Source organism: Gulosibacter massiliensis, from assembly GCF_900626105.1.
Lineage (GTDB): Bacteria > Actinomycetota > Actinomycetes > Actinomycetales > Microbacteriaceae > Gulosibacter > Gulosibacter sediminis.
This window is the reverse complement of record NZ_UYZX01000001.1, coordinates 877,264-895,293: the sequence shown is the minus strand read 5'-3', so window position 1 is coordinate 895,293 and position 18,030 is coordinate 877,264. Positions and strand designations below refer to the sequence as shown.

General features: G+C 67.9%; 16 protein-coding genes and 1 pseudogene. 6 read left to right on the top strand and 11 right to left on the bottom strand.

All coding sequences use genetic code 11. From position 1 onward, the window contains the following. Window positions 1-122: 122 nt before the first annotated feature. Both EJL01_RS04320 and EJL01_RS04315 read left to right on the top strand, forming a co-directional pair. Window positions 123-1,270 (top strand): annotated as a pseudogene (locus tag EJL01_RS04320) (IS3 family transposase). Then, window positions 1,222-1,743: a TatD family hydrolase gene (locus tag EJL01_RS04315; RefSeq protein ID WP_348982892.1), complete on the top strand. Its 522-nt coding sequence runs from the start codon at window positions 1,222-1,224 to the stop codon at window positions 1,741-1,743. Before EJL01_RS04320 ends, EJL01_RS04315 begins: the two are co-directional and overlap by 49 nt. 622 nt (window positions 1,744-2,365) lie before the next feature. Here EJL01_RS04315 and EJL01_RS04305 read toward each other — a convergent pair. The 9 genes from EJL01_RS04305 to EJL01_RS04265 all read right to left on the bottom strand — a co-directional run bounded on the left by EJL01_RS04305 (window position 2,366) and on the right by EJL01_RS04265 (window position 11,237). Then, window positions 2,366-3,217 (bottom strand): integrase core domain-containing protein, encoded by an 852-nt coding sequence (locus tag EJL01_RS04305; protein WP_164509711.1) that lies wholly within the window; start codon window positions 3,215-3,217, stop codon window positions 2,366-2,368. A gap of 261 nt (window positions 3,218-3,478) precedes the next feature. Beyond that, the gene (locus tag EJL01_RS04300; protein WP_125106400.1) at window positions 3,479-5,155 is read right to left on the bottom strand and encodes an MDR family MFS transporter; all 1,677 of its coding nucleotides are present in this window, start codon (window positions 5,153-5,155) and stop codon (window positions 3,479-3,481) included. After that, window positions 5,155-5,772, bottom strand: a complete 618-nt coding sequence (locus EJL01_RS04295) for a TetR/AcrR family transcriptional regulator (protein ID WP_125106399.1) — start codon at window positions 5,770-5,772, stop codon at window positions 5,155-5,157. The genes EJL01_RS04300 and EJL01_RS04295 overlap by 1 nt, the downstream gene beginning before the upstream one ends. Before the next feature lie 93 nt (window positions 5,773-5,865). Then, the gene (locus EJL01_RS04290) at window positions 5,866-7,296 is read right to left on the bottom strand and encodes a dihydrolipoyl dehydrogenase family protein (protein WP_125106398.1); all 1,431 of its coding nucleotides are present in this window, start codon (window positions 7,294-7,296) and stop codon (window positions 5,866-5,868) included. A 42-nt stretch (window positions 7,297-7,338) separates the two neighbouring features. Next, entirely contained in the window at window positions 7,339-7,983 is a 645-nt protein-coding gene (locus EJL01_RS04285) for a DNA-3-methyladenine glycosylase I (protein WP_125106397.1), read from the bottom strand. 207 nt (window positions 7,984-8,190) lie between these two features. Beyond that, a complete protein-coding gene (locus EJL01_RS04280) occupies window positions 8,191-8,385 on the bottom strand; it encodes a hypothetical protein (RefSeq protein ID WP_125106396.1) in 195 nt (64 codons plus the stop codon). Between the two features lie 161 nt (window positions 8,386-8,546). Then, on the bottom strand, window positions 8,547-9,725 hold the full coding sequence (locus EJL01_RS04275; RefSeq protein WP_125107401.1) for a thiolase family protein: 1,179 nt from the start codon (window positions 9,723-9,725) through the stop codon (window positions 8,547-8,549). A 53-nt stretch (window positions 9,726-9,778) separates the two neighbouring features. Next, entirely contained in the window at window positions 9,779-10,537 is a 759-nt protein-coding gene (locus tag EJL01_RS04270) for an SDR family NAD(P)-dependent oxidoreductase (protein ID WP_125106395.1), read from the bottom strand. A gap of 100 nt (window positions 10,538-10,637) precedes the next feature. Next, the gene (locus tag EJL01_RS04265; protein WP_125106394.1) at window positions 10,638-11,237 is read right to left on the bottom strand and encodes an enoyl-CoA hydratase-related protein; all 600 of its coding nucleotides are present in this window, start codon (window positions 11,235-11,237) and stop codon (window positions 10,638-10,640) included. 65 nt (window positions 11,238-11,302) lie between these two features. Between EJL01_RS04265 and EJL01_RS04260 the strand changes: the two genes are divergently transcribed. After that, window positions 11,303-11,752 (top strand): ASCH domain-containing protein, encoded by a 450-nt coding sequence (locus tag EJL01_RS04260; protein ID WP_125106393.1) that lies wholly within the window; start codon window positions 11,303-11,305, stop codon window positions 11,750-11,752. A 7-nt stretch (window positions 11,753-11,759) separates the two neighbouring features. Here EJL01_RS04260 and EJL01_RS04255 read toward each other — a convergent pair whose 3' ends face one another. Then, window positions 11,760-13,940 carry a heavy metal translocating P-type ATPase gene (locus EJL01_RS04255; RefSeq protein WP_125106392.1) on the bottom strand — a complete coding sequence of 727 codons (2,181 nt, stop codon included), beginning with the start codon at window positions 13,938-13,940 and terminating at the stop codon, window positions 11,760-11,762. A gap of 258 nt (window positions 13,941-14,198) precedes the next feature. On the opposite strand from EJL01_RS04255, the gene EJL01_RS04250 reads away from it, so the two are divergent. Further along, window positions 14,199-15,593, top strand: a complete 1,395-nt coding sequence (locus tag EJL01_RS04250) for a threonine/serine exporter family protein (protein ID WP_241209099.1) — start codon at window positions 14,199-14,201, stop codon at window positions 15,591-15,593. A 153-nt stretch (window positions 15,594-15,746) separates the two neighbouring features. Further along, window positions 15,747-16,823, top strand: coding sequence for a Gfo/Idh/MocA family protein (locus EJL01_RS04245; protein ID WP_125106390.1), 1,077 nt, complete (start codon window positions 15,747-15,749; stop codon window positions 16,821-16,823). Window positions 16,824-16,844: 21 nt separating this feature from the next. Here EJL01_RS04245 and EJL01_RS04240 read toward each other — a convergent pair whose 3' ends face one another. Further along, window positions 16,845-17,135, bottom strand: coding sequence for a cupin domain-containing protein (locus tag EJL01_RS04240; protein ID WP_125106389.1), 291 nt, complete (start codon window positions 17,133-17,135; stop codon window positions 16,845-16,847). A gap of 74 nt (window positions 17,136-17,209) precedes the next feature. Between EJL01_RS04240 and EJL01_RS04235 the strand changes: the two genes are divergently transcribed. Then, window positions 17,210-18,025: a shikimate 5-dehydrogenase gene (locus tag EJL01_RS04235; protein WP_125106388.1), complete on the top strand. Its 816-nt coding sequence runs from the start codon at window positions 17,210-17,212 to the stop codon at window positions 18,023-18,025. Window positions 18,026-18,030: the final 5 nt, after the last annotated feature.

The following is an 18,030-nucleotide window of genomic DNA, read 5'->3' as shown; positions in this document are numbered from 1 at the left end:
CTATCCATGATCTCAGCACGTCGAGGGGTTACACGCATCTGGGCTGACCCCGTGGGATAGGTCCAGTGGTTGTGTGAGTCGTCTTGATGCTCGCCGTTGCGGGCAGGAAGACTGGTCTCATCATGACGAACACAAGGAAGCGGCACACGCCTGAGCGGGTCGTGCGAAAGCTCGGACAGGCCGACCGGATGCTGGCCGACGGCGCGGACGTCGCGGCGGTGTGCCGCGAGCTGGGCGTGTCCGAGTAGACGTACTACCGGTGGCGTAACCAGTACGGCGGCCTGAAGGCCGACGACGCGAAACGCCTCAAGGAGCTCGAGAAGCAGAACGCGACCCTCAAGCGCCTGCTCGCGGATGCGGAGCTGGAGAAGGCGGCGCTGAAGGAGCTGGCAGAGGGAAACTTCTAGGCCCGGGCAGAAGGCGCGCCGCCGTCGCTCACCTCATCACCAAGATGCAGGTGAGCGAGCGGATGGCGTGCCGTCTGGCCGGGCTATCCAGGTCCGCCTACCGGCGTGCTCTCCAGGCCGACACCGTCGCCGACCCCGACGCCGCACTGCGCGAGTGGCTGCGTGCCTACGCGAAGAAGCATCCTCGCTGGGGCTACCGGCGTGCCTACCACGACGCGCGCGGCGAGGGCTGGGTCGTGAACCACAAGAAGATCCAGTGGCTATGGCGCGAGGAAGGCCTACGCGTGCCGCAGCGACGCCGTCGCAAGCGCGTCGGCTCGTCGACCGCGACCGCACCGAAGGCGTGCGCGCCGAACGTGGTGTGGGCCATCGACTTCCAGTTCGACGTCGACGAGGCCGGCAGGCCGATCAAGATCGCGTCGATCGTGGATGAGCACACCCGGGTGTGCATCGGCGGGCTCGTGGAGCGCTCCATCACCGCCGACCGTCTCACCGACCACCTCGAGGACCTCGTCACGCTGCACGGCCCGCCCGCGGTCCTCAGGAGCGACAACGGGCCGGAGTTCATCAGCCAGGCGATCGCCGACTGGGCCGGCACCCGCACCGGCCTGTCGTACATTCCGCCGGGCTCGCCGTGGCTCAACGGCTACGTCGAGTCGTTCAACTCCCGCATCCGCGACGAGTGCTTGAACATCAACAGCTTCTACTCGCTGCTGCACGCCCAGGTCGTCATCGGCGACTGGAAGACCGAGTACAACACCGTGCGACGCCACTCGGCGCTGGGCTACCGCACCCCAGCCGACTATGCTCGCCACTGCACCCACGAAATGGAACCCGACGACTCACACAGAGACCGGACCTAACAACGGGGGCGGCCCAGTGCTCCATCTTCCAAGACGTACTGACCATCGTGCGCAGCGAGCCCGTGCTGGTCTCCATTCACAGCTCCGGAGCGACAACCGAGGTCGTCCAGTACCTCACCGATGCCAAGACGCGCGGAGCGATCCTGCACTGGTTCAACGGAGATGACACCGATGTCAAGCGGGCGATCGACGTCGATGCATACTTTTCGGTCAACGCTGCAATGTCCGAAGATCAGATCCGACGACTTCCGCGGGACCGGGTTCTGTGCGAGACCGACTTTCCCGCACGCAAGGTGCGTTCCCGCAGACCAGCCGACACAGGACGCATCGAGCTGCTGCTGAGTCAGGCCTGGGGTACAAGCCCACAAGAGGTTCGCGCAGCGACCTGGTGGAACCTGCGCACGCTCAGCGAGCGCTCCGGTGCCATCGAGCGCCTACCCGAACCTGTCGCGGACACGCTCTTGTACCTATAGTAGGCGGCACCACGCCGAGCGTCCCGCAACCCTGAAAGCCAGAAATAGGGTCCGCAAGTTCGGAGACCCCCGCTCTGAGCACGCCGGCAACTTCGCTGGCGAAGGCGCACAGCCATGAGCAGGGTCGAGGGAGGGTTCATCGCTCACGCCCTTGTGGATCGCGGAGCAGTACCCCCGCAGCGATCAGATGGTTTCGAACAGTGCCGGCCGAAAAACCGACGCGTGCGCCCACGCGTTCGAGAGACTCGCCGTCGGCATACCGCCGAACCATTTCCTGAACCTCCGCATTCGAGGGAGCGGTGCGACGAAGACGCACACCTCGCTCGCGCAACAGTGACGCTAGCCGCTGCCGACTCACGCCGACTTCCGTGGCTATCGTGCGCAGCGTCTCACCGGCCGCGTATTGAGCCTCTGCCGAAAGGAGCACCTCACCGCTGACCCTTGCCTGCTGTCGGACGTGAGACTCCTCGCGACGGACACCATGCCGCGCACGAAGACGGATCGCGCGATGCATCAAACTCAAGCGGGCCAGCGGCGGGGCAAGTTTCGACAAGCCTCCCGCTAGGTCCACCATTGTGATGAGTCGGGACATATGTCCCAGATGAGTCACGAGATATGTCACTCAACGAGAGCCTGGCCATCGGCCAGGCTCTCGTTGTTTGTTTCTCCAGTAGCCGCGGTCGGGGTCGATGTCGTGGGTGGAGAGCACTTCGCCGGTGGTGAGGTGGGTGACGGTGACGGTGGTGTCGTCGGCGATCGCGAGGACGCGTTTGCCGTTGTTCGCGGTGCCGATGCCGAGGTGGTGCATGCGGCCGGCGCGGCGGAAGCTGATCTTGCCGTCGCTGACGCGGTCGTAGCGCAGTCGGTAGTGCGCGGTGTCGGTGTGATCGCTGGGGACCGCTTTCGGGGTCGCGGCGAAGGCCTGGGCCGGGGTATGCCCGGTGAGGGATCGGTGGGGTCGGCGTTCGTTGTAATGCTCGCGAAACGTGGTCAGCTGGGTTTGGAGTTCGTGGGTGGTGCGGGCGCGGGGCCGGGCCGTGAGCCACTGTTTCAGGGTTTGGTGGAATCGATCGACTTTGCCCTGGGTTTGTGGGTGGTTCGGGGCGCCGTTTTTCTGTCGGATACTCAGGAGCGCGAGGACGTATTCGAAGGCGTTGCGGCCGCCGCCGTGGTGGGTGGTGTAGACGCGGCCGTTGTCGGTGAGGGTGGACGCGGGTGGGCCGTGGCGTTCGATGTTCGCGAGGAAGCTGGTGACGACGTCGTCGCCGGTGACTGGGGTGTGGACGGTGCAGGAGAGCAGGTATCGGTCGTGGTCGTCGAGCCAGTTGAGGACGAACCGTCCCGAGATCTGCGCCGCTGCTATGCGGGGGAGCGGCGCTCTCCTGAGCGCGGCTGAGTAGGCAGGCTCGAACGCGTCGGGGCTGACCGTCCCGAGGCTAGCGTGGAGTCTGCGGGCGTTGTACAAGTCGACCAAGTCAGGGTAGCGAAGTCGATGATGGCGATCGTCTTGTGCTGGCCGTCGCGGAAGAATTCCGTGTGTACGCACTCGGCTTGGTAGATCTCGTTGATCGACTCCTTGAGCGCGATCGCGCATGCGTTGCAAAGGGACCCGACGCATAAGGATCGGACACAAGCGGTGGTGGATCGAAACCGTGCCGACCGGCCAGCGACACGAAGAAGGCCGCTGCCGCCCGTGCATGACGGGCGGCAGCGGCCTTCGCATCAGGATTGAACGCTACGAAGACAGGCGATCGGGTTCGGCGTCGCCTGACTCGAGTGTCGTGGTCGGCCCGGTGACGACATCCACGAGCGCGTTCTCGTGTCGCTGCGCCTCGAGCTGCTCGGCCTCGGCGCCACAGATGGCCTCGCCGCGCGCGACGAGCCCGGCCTGATCCGAGAGCGGGATCTGCTTGAGGAAGAGCGAGAGGATGAACGCGAGCCCGATGAACGGCAGCAGGTACCAGAACACGGGCGCGAGCGCGTCGGCGTAGGCGGAGATGATGCCCGTGCGAACGTCGTCGGGAAGCGCGTTGAGGGTCTCCGGGTCGATCGTCGAGGCGGCCTGGGAGGCCGCATCGGCCGAAGCGCCGCTGGTCGCGAAGACGTTCACGAGGTTCTCGGTGAGCCGCGTGGTGAAGATCGTGCCGAACACCGCGGTGCCGAGCGATGCGCCGACCTCACGAAAGTAGTTGTTCGTGCTCGTCGCGGTGCCGATCTCGTCGGCGGGTACCGCGTTCTGCACCACGAGCACCACGACCTGCATGATCAGGCCGAGGCCCACGCCGAAGACGAACAGGAACACGCAGATGAGCCAGATCGGTGTCTCGGCGGTCAGGGTGGTGAACGCGACCATCGCGAGGGCCGTGACGATCGTGCCCAGAATCGGATAGATCTTGTACCGGCCGGTCTTCGTGATGAGCAGGCCGGAGGCGATCGACGTGCCCATCATGCCGACCATCATCGGCACGAGGAGCAGGCCCGAGACCGCGGCCGAGGTGCCGGAGGCCATCTGCAGGAAGGTCGGGATGAAGCCGATGGCGGCAAACATGCCGATACCGAGCATGAGGCCGATCGCCGTGGCGTTGATGAAGACCGGGTTGCGGAACAGACTCAGGGGGATGATCGGGTCTTCGGCGCGCGCCTCGGTGAAGATGAACGCGGCCGCGGCCACGACGAGGCCGGCGCCCCACGCCCACGCCGCAAGGGAGCCCCAGCCGAAGGCGGTGTCGCCGCCGAAGTCGGCGAAGAAGATGAGGCAGACCGTGGTGATCGAGATGAACACGACGCCGAGAATGTCGATGCGCTTCTCGGGCTTGCGCGACGGCAGCTGGAGCGCGAAATACGCGATCGCGAACGCCGCAATGCCGATCGGGATGTTGATGTAGAACGCCCACTGCCAGGTGAGGTGGTCGACAAAGTAGCCGCCGAGGAGTGGGCCGGCGACGGCCGAGAGACCAAAGACGGCGCCGAGCGGGCCCATGAACTTGCCTCGCTCGTTCGCCGGAACGATGTCGGCGATGATGGCCTGCGACAGGATCATCATGCCGCCACCGCCGAGCCCTTGCGCGGCGCGGAAGATGACGAATGCCCAGAAGCTGCCCGCGAAGGCACAGCCAATCGAGGCGAGCGTGAAGATCGCGATCGCGATGAGGAATAGGTTGCGGCGGCCGAGAATGTCGCCAAACTTGCCGTAGATGGGCATGACGATCGTGCTCGCGAGGAGGTAGGCGGTCGTGATCCACAGCTGGTGGTCGACGCCGCCGAGTTGGCCGACGATTGTCGGCATGGCGGTCGACACGATCGTCTGGTCGAGGCTCGACAACAGCATGCCCGCGATGAGGGCGCCGAAGATGAGCCAGATTCGACGCCGAGTGAGCAGGAATGGTGCTCCCTGCGTTGCGGAGCTTGGCATTAGCTGGCTTTCTGTGAGGGGGAGAATTCGGCTCGGGCGAGCCGCACGCGCTGCAGGAGCAGTTCGCGCGGTGATTCGGTCGAGTGGTGGTGGATGAGCTGGTGAAGGGTCAGTCTGATGAGTGCGCCGATGCCGTGCACGATGACTTCGGCCCGGAGCTGGGCATCTCTGACGTCGCCGAGGCGCCGGGTGATGAGTTCGACGTCGCGGAGTTCGTTCTTGTGGAGTTCGTTGAAAGCGGCCTTGATGAGGCGAGGCTCGTCCTCGATGGCCGCGAACATCGTCTCGGTGTCTTCGACGGGGTTCGCGATCTCCCATCGGGCGATGATCATCTCGACGAAGTCGTCGATCAGGTCGCCGCGGGCGGCAACGAACTCCTCACAGATCGCGTGTTCGCGGGGGTCGGTCGTGGCGGAGCCGTAGCCGAGCACCGCATTTTCTTTGCACTCGAAGTAATTGAAGAAGGTGCGCCGGGAGACGCCAACTGAGGAACAGAGCTCTTCGATCGTGAAGCCGGCGAAGCCAACTTCAGAGGTCAGCTTGCGGGCCTGACAGGTCAATGCCCGGGAAGTTTCGCGTTTGCGCAGCTCCCGGGCATCGCTTGCACTCTCAATCACAGAGTGCAATTCTGCACTATTGCTAGTCAAAGTGCAATCGAAGAGTTCGTGAAGTAAAGATGTGCCTGGGACGCGATTTCGCGTCAACCTTCGTTACCCGAAGTAGGCCTCGAGCAGGCGCAGCCACACCTCGCTCATGGTGGGGTAGGAGGGCACCGCGTGCCAGAGCCGGTCGACCGGCACCTCGCCGACGATTGCGATGGTGGCGGAGTGTAGGAGTTCGCTAACGCCGTAGCCGACAAAGGTGGCGCCGATGACGACGCGTCGGTCTTCGTCGACGACAAGCTTTGCCTGGCCGGAATAGTGGTCGGCGTGCAGTGCCGAGCCGGCCACCGCGCCGAGGTCGTACTCGACGGCACGGATGCGCAGGCCACGCTCACGCGCGCGGGCCTCGGTAAGCCCGACGCTCGCGACCTCGGGGTCGCTGAACACGACGTGGGGTACTGCATCATGGTCGGCGGTCGCGACGTGACGCCCCCAGCGCGCCGCGTCGAGGGGCTGGCCTCGCAGTCGAGCGGCGATTGCTTCGCCAGCGGCCCGAGCCTGATATTTGCCCTGATGGGTCAGGAGAGCGCGACCGTTCACGTCGCCGACCGCGTAGAGCCAGTCGGTGCCATTCACGAGCATGGTGTCATCGACTTCGAGGCCGTCGACGCCGGCGGCCTCAAACCCGAGCCCGTCGGTGTTGGTGCGTCGACCGGTCGCGACGAGCAGCTCATCCGCCTCGAGTGTCGTGTCGTCGTCGAGGTCGATGCGGACCGCACCGCGACCCGCATCGTTGGTGGGGAGCCGGTCGATGCGACGCGGCGAGACGCCAATGCGCACGTCGGCGCCGGCCCCGACCAGCGCATCCGCCACAAGCTCGCCGACGAACGGTTCTTCCCGGCCCAGAAGCCCACTGCGCGCGAGCACCGTGACCTTCGACCCGAGTGACGCATAAGCGAACGCGAGTTCGACCCCCGCCACGCCCCCTCCGAGCACGGCAAGCCGTGGCGGGATCAACGTTTCGGAGGTCGCCTCCCGCGTGCCCCAAGGGTCGGCCTCGGCGAGACCAGGGATGCCCGGCAGGGTTGGTACCGACCCGGTCGCGAGCGCGACGGTGCTGGCCGTATAGGTGCGCTCGCCCACCCGGACCTGACCGCGCCCCACGAGCCGCCCGGCGCCGCGGATCAGCGCAATGCTCGCCGATTCGAGCCAGGCAACCTGGCCATCGTCGTGCCAGTTGCTGGTGAACGCCGTGCGGCGTCGGAGAACGGCCTCGACGTCGATCTCGCCGACAGCCTGCTTGGCACCATCGACGCGCCGCGCCGCGGCGAGCGCCTCGCCGCTTCGGAGGAGCGCTTTCGACGGCATGCAGGCCCAGTACGAGCACTCGCCGCCGACGAGTTCAGACTCGACGATGGCCGTGCGCATGCCCTGCTTCGTGGCGTAGTCGGCGACGTTCTCGCCGACGGGGCCGGCGCCGATGACGATGAGGTCGTAGTCGACGGCACTTGGGGCGGCGGGTGCGTTCTGCGATGACATGTCAGCTCCTGCGATCGAACGAATGCGCCCAGCGAAGCACAGCTACTCGGGCCAAACCCCGGAACTCCCGCGCCGGTGGGAGCCAACGAGATGGGTGTCGATCATGCCGACGGCCTCCATCAGCGCATACATGGTGGTCGGGCCGACGAACGAGAAGCCCTCGTTGCGCAGTGCCCTGGCGAGTGCGACCGATTCCGCCGACCGACTCGGTACCTCCTCGGCAGACCGTGGTGCCGGCGTAACGGCAGGCTGAAACGACCAAACAAACGTGCTCAGGCCGCCCTTGTCGCGCAGTTGCACCGTGGCGCGGGCGTTGCCGATGGTGGCCATGATCTTCGCGCGGTTGCGCACGATCGCCGCGTCGCCGAGTAGCCGCTCGACGTCGCGCTCGTCGTACTCGGCCACGACGTCGGGGTTGAAGTCGTCGAATGCCGCGCGAAACGCTGGCCGTTTGCGCAGGATGGTCGCCCATGACAGCCCGGACTGGAAGGCCTCGAGGCTGAGCCGCTCGAACATGCCGTGCTCGTCGCGCACCGGCATGCCCCACTCGGTGTCGTAGTAGTCGCGCAGCACGTCGTCACTGCTCGCCCAGACGGGGCGCGCGAGACCGTCGTCGCCGATGATGAGGTCGGGGGTGGTGAGTTCGAGGGCGGACTGCTCGGTTGCGGTGGGGGTGGGGTCGCTCATGTCGTCTGCTCCAGTTCGAGAAGGGTGGATTTGGCGTCGAGGTCGCCGATGTCGCCGCCGAGAGTTCCATCAGCGCAGCACCGTGACGCCATGACGTTCGACGGCTGGTCGGAGGGGTGATTCTTGCTCACGCAGGGTAGACGCACCAGCACGGTATGACGTGAGCCCTGTGGATAGGTTTTTTCGGAGGGTGGCTGTCGACCTGCGTCATCGCCGCCGAGCTGGAAAACACGGCACGGAGCGGAAGGCATCGAGCGTGCCGAGGACGCGGAGCAGCACCTCAATACGCCCGTACTCGACCTCGAAACCGGCCGATATCAGGCTCGCGGCGAGCGTCACGACGTTGCCGGCGATCGCCCGGGTAACGAGCGTCGCGGCGCCGACGACGTCGACCAGCACCACCCCTGCCGCCAAGGGCGAGGTCGGCGGGCTCAAGCACTTGGTGGTGCGCGCAGCCACGAGAACCACGAAAATCCAACGCAGCTAGCTGGGCCACCGCATGTGCGCTGTGGGGGCACCCCAGAGCGGCCTGGGCGCCTCCGCGAGTGTCTGTGGCCCGCTTGCTAGAGCCGCTCGATGACGGTCGCGTTCGCCATGCCCGCGCCCTCGCACATCGTCTGCAGCCCGTAGCGGCCGCCGCTGGCCTCGAGCTGGTTCACGAGAGTTGTGAGGAGGCGGGTGCCCGACGAACCGACCGCGTGGCCAAGCGCGAGCGCGCCGCCGCGCGGGTTGAGCCGGTCCAGCGGTGCGCCGGTCTCGCGCTGCCAGGCGAGCGCCACCGAAGCGAAGGCCTCGTTCACCTCGAAGGCGTCGATGTCGTCGATGCCAAGGCCCGCACGATTGAGCACGCGTTCGGTCGCGGGAATCGGGCCGGTCAGCATGAGCATCGGGTCGTCGCCAACGACCGAGAACGCAACGAAGCGGGCGCGGGGGTGCAGGCCGAGTGCATCCGCTCGCTCGCGCGACATGATGAGCGCGGCCGATGCCCCGTCGGTGAGGGGCGAGGAGTTGCCGGGCGTGACTTTCCAGTCGAGTTCGGGGAACCGCGCTGTGTACTCGGGCGTCGCAAACGCGGGCGAGAGGCAGGCGAGGGATGCGGCGGTTGCGCCGGGCCGCACCGTCTCGTCGATGAGGTGGGCACCCGCCTCGGTTTCGATTGGCACGAGCTCGGCCGCGAAGTCGCCCGCGCTCGCGGCGTCCGCGGCGAGCGCGTGCGAGCGGGCCGCAAAGTCGTCGAGCTCAGCGCGCGAGAAGCCCCACTTCGCGGCGATGAGCTCGGCCGAGACGCCCTGGTGCACCATGCCCTCGGGGTAGCGGGCGCGCATGCGCGAGCCGAGCGCATCCTGCCCTGCTGTCGAGGAGCCGAGCGGCACGCGGCTCATCGACTCGACGCCGCAGGCGATCACGATGTCTTGGCTGCCCGACATGATCGCCTGCGCGGCGAACGTGGCGGCTTGTTGGCTCGAGCCGCACTGCCGGTCGATCGTGGTCGCGGGCAGGGTGTGCGGGAATCCGGCCGCGAGCACCGCGGTGCGGCCGATGTTGCCGCCCTGCTCGCCGACCTGGCTCACGTTGCCGGCGATAACGTCATCGATGAGCTCGGGGTCGAGGCCTGAGCGCGTGACGAGTTGCTCGAGCACCGAGGCGAGCAGGTCGACGGGATGCACGCCCGAGAGCGCGCCGCCAGGCTTGCCGCGACCCGACGCGGTCCGTACGGCGTCGACGATGACTGCTTCGCGCACCAGCTCACGGAACTCCTGGCGGTCGTCGATATGGAACGTGGAACGCATCGTGCTTACCTCGCAGCCATTCGGATCGCGCCGTCGAGCCGAATCGTCTCGCCGTTGAGCATGGGGTTGTCAATGATCTGGGTGACGAGGAGCGCGAACTCCTCGGGGCGGCCGAGCCGAGCCGGATGCGGCACCTGCTTGCCGAGCGACTCACGCGCCGCCTCGGGCAGGGCCGCGAGCAGGGGAGTGTCGAACGTGCCGGGCGCGATCGTGTCGACGCGGATTTGGTACTCGGCCAACTCGCGCGCGATCGGCAACGTCATCGCGTGAATTGCGCCCTTCGACGCCGAATAGGCGGCCTGGCCGATCTGTCCGTCGAACGCAGCGACCGAGGCGGTGTTGACCACGACGCCGCGCTCCTCGCCGAGCGGGGCGAGGCGGAGCATCCGCTCGGTCGCGAGGCGAATCACGTTGAAGGTGCCGACGACATTGATTGCGAGCACGCGTTCGAAACGGTTGAGCGGGTTCGGGCCGTGCTTCGAGACAACCTTGAGCGCCTCGGCGACGCCCGCGCAGTTCACGACGACGCGGAGGTCGCCGAGCTCGGCCGCGGCATCGAGGGCGGCGGCGACCTGGTCTTCGCTGCGCACATCCGCGCCCGCGAACGTGAGGTCGGGCTCGGTCGCGAGCGCGTCGGTCGCCGGCGTGCCCGGCAAGTCGACGACCACGACCCGGGCGCCGCGATCGCGCAGCCGTCTTGCGGTGGCGAGGCCGAGGCCCGAGGCGCCCCCGGTGATGACCGCAACCTGGTCAGTGACATCCATGTCGACCTTTCCGCCGCCCGCCGGCGTTGGCGGTCGCGTGCCTTGTGCCAACCGTAGCCACGTCACCGCAAGAGTTCATGGAGGCGGCGACGCGCGGCCGCTATTCGCTGCGGAACTCGGGGTCGCGCTTCTCGCGGAATGCCGCCATGCCCTCCTTTTGGTCGTGCAGCGAGAAGCCCGAGGTGAACGCCTGCTGCTCGTACCGCACACCGTCAGTGATGCCCGAGTCTTGCGAGACCCGCAGCGCGTTCTTCATTGCGTAGACCACGGGTAGCGACTTCGCGGCGATGGTCTCGGCGACCGCCGTCGCCTCGTCGAGAAGCTCGGCGGCGGGCACCACGCGCGAGACGAGGCCCGCGCGGTCGGCCTCGTCGGCGTTCATGACGCGCGCTGTGAAGAGCATCTCGGCGGCCTTGTACTTGCCAATCGCGGCGGGCAGGCGCTGCGAGCCACCCGTGCCGGGGATCACGCCGAGGTTGATCTCGGGCTGACCAAACTTCGCCGTGTCGGCGGCGAACGCGCGCTCCGAGCCGGTGATGACGATGGCGCCGATCTCAGGGTCGGTGTCGTAGGCGAGCGCGGCCTCGATGATCTCGCCGCTGAGCTGCAGGTTGAGCGCATTGAGCGCCTCGGGCCGGTTCAGCGTGATGTAGCCGACGCGGTTGCGCGTTTCAGTGAGGATGAGGTCGTAGTGCGGCACGGATGCTCCTAGCGTGCGGTGGTGGCGCGGGCGGCGGCCCTGGTGCGGCCAATTATCCTGGCGGAATGACAACACCCGCCGAATTCTGGCGCCAGGTGCGCGAGGCGAAGCCCGAACTTCCCGTGGCGGCGCCCGAGGCGTGGGCCTTCGGTGCGACCGCGGAGCACGCCGACGAGTTGCTCGCGTTCGTGCTCGTCGGCACGAAGACCGCGACGGCTTCGTCGCTCTGGGACTCCGAGTCGACCGGCGAGGCCGTGCCGCGCGAGGGGGAGCACAGCATCCTGCTCGACGGAGCCGGCGAGCCCCGCGCCGTCATCGAAACGACGCGGGTGCGCATCTGCCCGTTTGCCGAGGTGGATGCGCACCATGCGCACGCGGAGGGTGAGGGCGACCGCACGCTCGCGTACTGGCGTGAGGCGCACGAGCGGTTCTGGCGCGAGTACTCCGAGAACCCGCGCGGCTTCGCGCCCGACATGCCCGTCGTGTGTGAGGCGTTTGTGCTCGTGTACCCGTGACGGGCGCCTAGCTGCCGGCGCGCATCCGCCTCGTGCTCGCCTCGGGCGTGAGGTCGAGGCGGCGCAGCAGCTGGGCGTTGAGCGCGACCACGATTGTCGAGAGCGACATGAGAATCGCGCCGACGCTCATCGGCAGCACGAAGCCGATCGGCGCGAGGATGCCCGCCGCGAGCGGCACCGAGATGAGGTTGTAGCCGGCCGCCCACCAGAGGTTCTGGCGCATCTTGCGGTAGCTCGCGCGCGACAGCTCGATCACCGAGAGCACCGAGCGGGGGTCGCTCGACGCGAGTACGACGCCGGCGGAGGCGATTGCGACGTCGGTGCCCGCGCCGATCGCGATGCCGACGTCGGCCTGCGCGAGCGCCGGAGCGTCGTTGACGCCGTCGCCGACCATCGCGACGCGCTTACCCTCGTGCTGCAGCTCGGCGACCTTCGCCGACTTGTCCTCGGGGCGCACGCCCGCGAACACGCGGTCGATGCCGAGCTCGGCCGCGACCGATTCGGCGACCGCCTGCGCGTCGCCGGTGATCATGACGACCTCGACGCTCTGCGCGTGCAGCGCGGCCACCGCGTCGCGTGACTCGGCGCGCACCTCGTCGGCGAGCCGAAGCGCGCCGACGATCTCGCCGTCGGCGAGCACGTGCAGGACGATGGCGCCCTCGGCGTGCCAGGCCGCGGCCGGGGCGGCCTCGGCGAGGCCGTGCTGCTCGAGCAGGTACGGCCCGCCGACCTCGATGGTGCGGCCCTCGACGGAGGCGCGCACGCCGACCGCGGGCGAACTTGAGAAGTCGGTGGCGGCCGCGAGGGCGAGGCCGCGGTGCTCGGCGGCGCCGACGATCGCGCGGGCGAGCGGGTGCTCGCTGTCGGACTCGGCGGCGGCCGCAAACGCGAGCACCGCATCCGCCTCGAGGCCCGAGGTGGGCTCGATGTCGGTGACGGTCGGCTCGCCCTTGGTGAGGGTGCCGGTCTTGTCGAAGAGCACGGCGTTGACCGAGCGCATCGACTCGAGCGCGAGGCGGTCCTTGACGAGCACGCCGCCGCGGGCCGCGCGCTCGGTCGCGATCGACACGACGAGGGGGATCGCGAGGCCGAGCGCGTGCGGGCAGGCGATGACGAGCACGGTGATGGTGCGCACGACCGCCTCGTCGGGCAGGCCGAAGAGCGACCAGGCGACCGCGGTGATGGCCGCGGCGCCGAGCGCGAACCAGAACAGCCAGCCGGCCGCCGTGTCAGCGATGCGCTGCGCGCGCGAGGACGAGGCCTGCGCGTCGGCCACGAGCTTCTGGATGCCCGCGAGCGTCGTGTCGTCGCCGGTCGCGGTGACTCGGATGCGCAGGGCCGAGTCGGTCGCGACGGTGCCGGCGACGACGTGGTCGCCGACGCCTCGGCGCTGGGTCGTCGATTCGCCGGTGACCATCGCCTCGTTCATGGCGGCGGCGCCGTCGACAATCTCGCCGTCGGCCGGGACGGTTGCCCCGGGGCGCACGAGCACGACGTCGCCCACGGTCAAGGCAGCGGGCGAGACCGTCTCGGTGGCGTCGCCGACGACGCGCTCGGCCTCGTCTGGCAGGAGGGCCGCGAGCGAGTCGAGGGCCGAGGTGGTCTGCGCGAGCGAGCGCATCTCGACCCAGTGGCCGAGCAGCATAATCACGATGAGCAGCGCGAGCTCCCACCAGAAATCGAGCTCGTGGTGGAGCAGCCCGACGCTCGCTCCCCACGAAGCGAGGAACGCGACCGTGATTGCGAGGCCGATGAGGAGCATCATGCCCGGCTTACGGCTGCGGATCTCGCTCACCGCGCCGGTGAGGAAGGGGCGGCCGCCCCACACGTACATGATCGTGCCGAGCACCGGCGAGACCCATCCGAGCCATGCCACTTCTGGCAGCTCGTAGCCGACGAGGCTCGCGAACATCGCGCTCGTCGCGACGACCGGGATTGCGATGACGAGCATGATCCAAAACAGTCGGCGGAATTGGGCGACATGATCACCGTGACCCGCGTGGCCGCCGTGGCCACCGTGCATGTCGTGCGATCCGTGACCCGCATGAGCCTCGTGACCCGCATGTGCCTCGTGCCCTGCATGAGCGTCGTGCCCTGAATGCAGATCGTGCCCGGCGTGCTCTTCGGCGTTCGTCTGACCCTCGTGCCCTGCCAGCTCGTGGTGTTCGTCGTGCGTGTGATTCGCCATCGTGTCTGCCTCATGTTCCCTTCGCGCGACCACCCGGGCCGCGCATCGATTATACCCCTGAGGGGTATAACCGAGCCCTCATGTCCAGCATTCCAACTTCTATGCTCCATCACGACTGTCCCGGGACCCGCACAACCGTTCGGCGTCGCAGAAAGTTGAGTGGTCGTTTTTTGTAGTTTCCAAGCGCTGGAAACTACAAAAAACGACCACTCAACCCCGGCTGGACGATGGGGGAAAGGGGCGTGGGACGATGGGGCCGTGAATTCTCGGAGGCAGTGGCGAACTCGCATCGAAAACGTCATCCGCACCGACCCCGCGTCGAGGCCGATGACCGAGGCGTTGCTGTCGATCGATGAGGTGTACGCCCGCAAGGTCATCGACCTCGCGATGCGCATCGCCGAAGCGCTCATCGCCGTCGGCGCCTCCGCGAACGAGGTCGTGCTCGCCGTGATCCGCGTCGCGGCAGCGCTCGGCATCAAGCCCGTGCACGTCGACATCACCTACAACTCAATCGGCGTCTCCTACCACCGCAACGAGACCGAGCTGCCGTTCACGCTCATCCGTGTGGTGCGCGCGCCCGTGCCTGACCACACGAAGCTCCAGCAGCTACAAGCGCTCGTCGCCGACATCGAGTCGGGCAGCGTGACGCTCGATCACGCACGCGTGCGCTTTCACAAGATCCGCCGTCGGCCGTTCCCGTACCGCCCCGCCGTCATCGTGCTTGCGCAGGGCACCCTCGCCCTCGGCGTGGGCGTGCTCTACGGCGCCAACTGGTTTGTGCTGCTCATCATCGCGCTCGCCGCCTGCTCGGCCGCGATGACGCAGCGGCTGCTCGGGAAATGGCACGTGCCGTTCTTCTTCTCGCAGGCCGCCGGCGCCCTCGTGGTCGTCGCGATCGCCGCGGTCTCGAACTGGCTCCGCGACCTCGGCGTGCCGCTGTTTGACGAGGTGCGGCCGACCGTCATCGTCGCGGCCGGCATCGTGTTGATGCTCGCGGGTATGTCGGTGGTCGCGGCCGCACAGGATGCGATTGACGGCTTTTCGCTCACGGCCGGCGGGCGCATCCTCGACCTCGCGCTGCTTACCCTCGGCGTCGTCATCGGCATTGTCGGCGGGGTAGCGCTGACCCAGTCGCTGGGCATCGGCATCCCGCTCGCGAGCGAACCGCCCGCGCTCGGCTCGGTGTGGATGCAGGTCATCGGAGCGATCCTCATCGCCGTCACCGTCGCGGTCTGGAACGGCGCCGGCCTTCGCACGATCGCGATCTCGGCGGCGCTCGGCGCGACCGCCTGGGGCGGCTACAGCATCGCGCTGCTCGGCGGCATAGGCATGGCCCCCGCGAGCGGCTTCGGTGCACTGCTCGCAAGCTTCCTCGGCACGCTCATCGCGCACCGCTGGCACGTGCCGTCGATCGCCGTGACCACGGCCGCGATTGTGCCGATGGTGCCCGGTTCGATGGTCTTCCGCGGCATCCTCGCGATCGTCGCGGCCGAGAACGACCCGCAGGGCCTCATCGTCGGCTTCGCCGAACTCGTCAGCGCCGGCGCGATCGGCCTCGCCCTCGCGTCGGGGGCGTCGCTCGGCCTGTTCCTCGGCGCGCCGATTCGCGACACCCTGCAGAGCGTCACGCGGCGGCGCGGTCGCATTCGCTAACGGCCGATCGGCCGGGCGCTTCCGGCCAGTGTTGCAGAAGCGGTGGCAGTATGGGGCGACGGAGGTCGGGCCCGCCGGGTGCTACGCGCGAGCCGCGCGCCCCGCGCACCAGCACACCCTCGCCCCACGGGGACCGGTTCAAAGGAGAACCTCATGACGACTCGACTTCGCGCCGGCATCATCGGTGGCGGGTTCATGGGGGAGGTGCATGCGCGCTCGATCCGCATCGCCGACGGCGAGATCGCCGGCATCGCCTCATCAAGTCTCGAACGCGCCCGCGATGCGGCGGCGACGATCGGCGTCGACCGCGCGGCGAACGCCGAGGAACTTATCGGCGACCCACGCATCGACGTCATTCACGTTTGCACCCCGAACGCGAGCCACGTGCCGCTCGCTCGGGCCGCCATTGCGGCGGGTAAGCACGTCGTTTGCGAGAAGCCGATCGGCGTCAGCCGTGACGAGGCGACGCAGCTCGCTGCCGACGTCGAGGCGAGCGACCGGCTGCTCACCGTGCCCTTCGCCTACCGCTTCCACGCGATGACGCGCGAGGCGCAGCGCCGCATCGCCGCCCACTCGTTCGGCCACCTCACTGGCGTTACCGGCGTCTATCACCAGGACTGGCTGCTCGAGCCGGGCGACGACAACTGGCGCGTCGACGCCAAGGCGGGCGGCGCGTCCCGCGCGTTCGCCGACATCGGCTCACACCTGGCCGACCTTACCGAGTTCCTCGCGGGCGAGCGCATCGTGCGGCTCACCGCGCGCACCCAGACGGTGCACGCCGAGCGCTCCGGCCGCGAGGTCACCACCGAAGACCTCGCGGTGTTGCTCGTTGAGTTCGAATCGGGCGCACTCGGCACCCTCTCGATCTCGCAGGTGGCAGCAGGCCGCAAGAATTCACTCAGCGTCGAGATCGGCGGCGCCCACGAGACGGTCCGCTTCGAGCAAGAGAACCCCGAGACGCTCTGGATCGGCCACCGTGGCGGCTCGGTGCTGCTCCAGCGCGACCCGAAGCTCATCGGTGGCGACGTCGCCCGCCTCAGCAACGTGCCGGCCGGGCATCCGCTCGGCTACCTCGACGCGTTCGCAGCTTTCGTCGGGGACAGCTACGCGGCGATGTCGAGCGGCGTGCTTCCCGACGGGCTGCCGACGGTGCGCGATGGGCTCCGGGCCGTCGAACTCACCGAGCGCGTCCTTGCCTCGGCCGCGAGCCAGTCCTGGGTTGACGCGTAGCGCCCCGCGCCGAACGACCGCCTACGCGAGTCGCTCGATTTCGACGAACACGATGTCGGATGCGCCGCCCCGGTTCTCGACCCGGTGTTCCGACCCAGCCGCACGGGTATAGCTGGTGCCGGCGACGAGCTCGGCGGTGATCTCGTTGCCCTCGGCGGTGACGACGTGCATGCGGTCGGTCACCATCGGCACGACCACGTACTCGAAGTCGTGACGGTGCATGGGAATCACGCCGCCCGGCGCGATCGTCCACTTCGTCACGCGAAAGTGGTCGTTCTCGAGCTGCAATTCGCCGGTCGATCCAGTGCTCATGGGCGGTGCTCCTTCGGCTCTTCCGCAGCGAATCCCGCCGCTCGGGCCCAGCCTACGAGGTACATAATGACGGTGTGCCGATACTCAACAAAGACATGTCCCTTTGCATCTCGCTCGCTGCTCGGCCGTCGAACTACGGCACGCGGTTCCACAATTTCCTCTACGACGAAATTGGCCTGAACTTCATCTACAAGGCATTCACGACGACGAACATCATCGACGCGATCGCCGGCGTGCGCGCCCTCGGTATCCGCGGCTGCTCGGTGTCGATGCCCTTCAAGGAGGCCGTGATCCCGCTCGTCGACGAGCTCGAGGAGTCGGCTGCGGCCATCGACTCAGTGAACACGATCGTCAACACCGACGGTCGGCTCGCCGCGGCCAACACCGACTACGAAGCCGTCGTGCAGCTGCTTAAGAACCACCAGCTCGACACCTCGATGTCGGTGCTCGTACGCGGCTCGGGGGGTATGGCGAAGGCCGTCATCGCGGCGTTCCGCGGCGCCGGTTTTGACGACCTCACGATCGTCGCGCGCAATGCCGAGGCGGGCCAGGCCATCGCCGACCGCTACGACTACCGCGCGGTCACCGACGACCCTGCGCCCGGCCACGACCTGCTCGTCAACGTCACGCCGCTCGGCATGCAGGGGGCGGATGCCCAGACCCTGTCGTTCTCGGAGGCACACATTGGCGCGGCTCAGCAGGTCTTCGACGTCGTCGCGCTGCCCGCCGAGACACCGCTGATCCGCGCCGCGCAGTCTGCGAACGTGCCGACGATCTCGGGTTCCGAGGTGTTCGCGCTGCAGGCCGCAGGCCAGTTCAAGCGCTACACCGGCGTCGAGCTGACGCAGGATCAGATCGGCAGGGCCGCCGCCTTCGCTCGCGAAGCGTAGGTCCC

Coding starts and splice junctions, on each gene's coding strand:
- EJL01_RS04300 (WP_125106400.1), bottom strand. CDS start 5,155: ATGCCAAGCTCCGCAACGCAGGGAGCACCATTCCTGCTCACTCGGCGT.
- EJL01_RS04290 (WP_125106398.1), bottom strand. CDS start 7,296: ATGTCATCGCAGAACGCACCCGCCGCCCCAAGTGCCGTCGACTACGAC.
- EJL01_RS04285 (WP_125106397.1), bottom strand. CDS start 7,983: ATGAGCGACCCCACCCCCACCGCAACCGAGCAGTCCGCCCTCGAACTC.
- EJL01_RS04270 (WP_125106395.1), bottom strand. CDS start 10,537: ATGGATGTCACTGACCAGGTTGCGGTCATCACCGGGGGCGCCTCGGGC.
- EJL01_RS04260 (WP_125106393.1), top strand. CDS start 11,303: ATGACAACACCCGCCGAATTCTGGCGCCAGGTGCGCGAGGCGAAGCCC.
- EJL01_RS04255 (WP_125106392.1), bottom strand. CDS start 13,940: ATGGCGAATCACACGCACGACGAACACCACGAGCTGGCAGGGCACGAG.
- EJL01_RS04245 (WP_125106390.1), top strand. CDS start 15,747: ATGACGACTCGACTTCGCGCCGGCATCATCGGTGGCGGGTTCATGGGG.
- EJL01_RS04240 (WP_125106389.1), bottom strand. CDS start 17,135: ATGAGCACTGGATCGACCGGCGAATTGCAGCTCGAGAACGACCACTTT.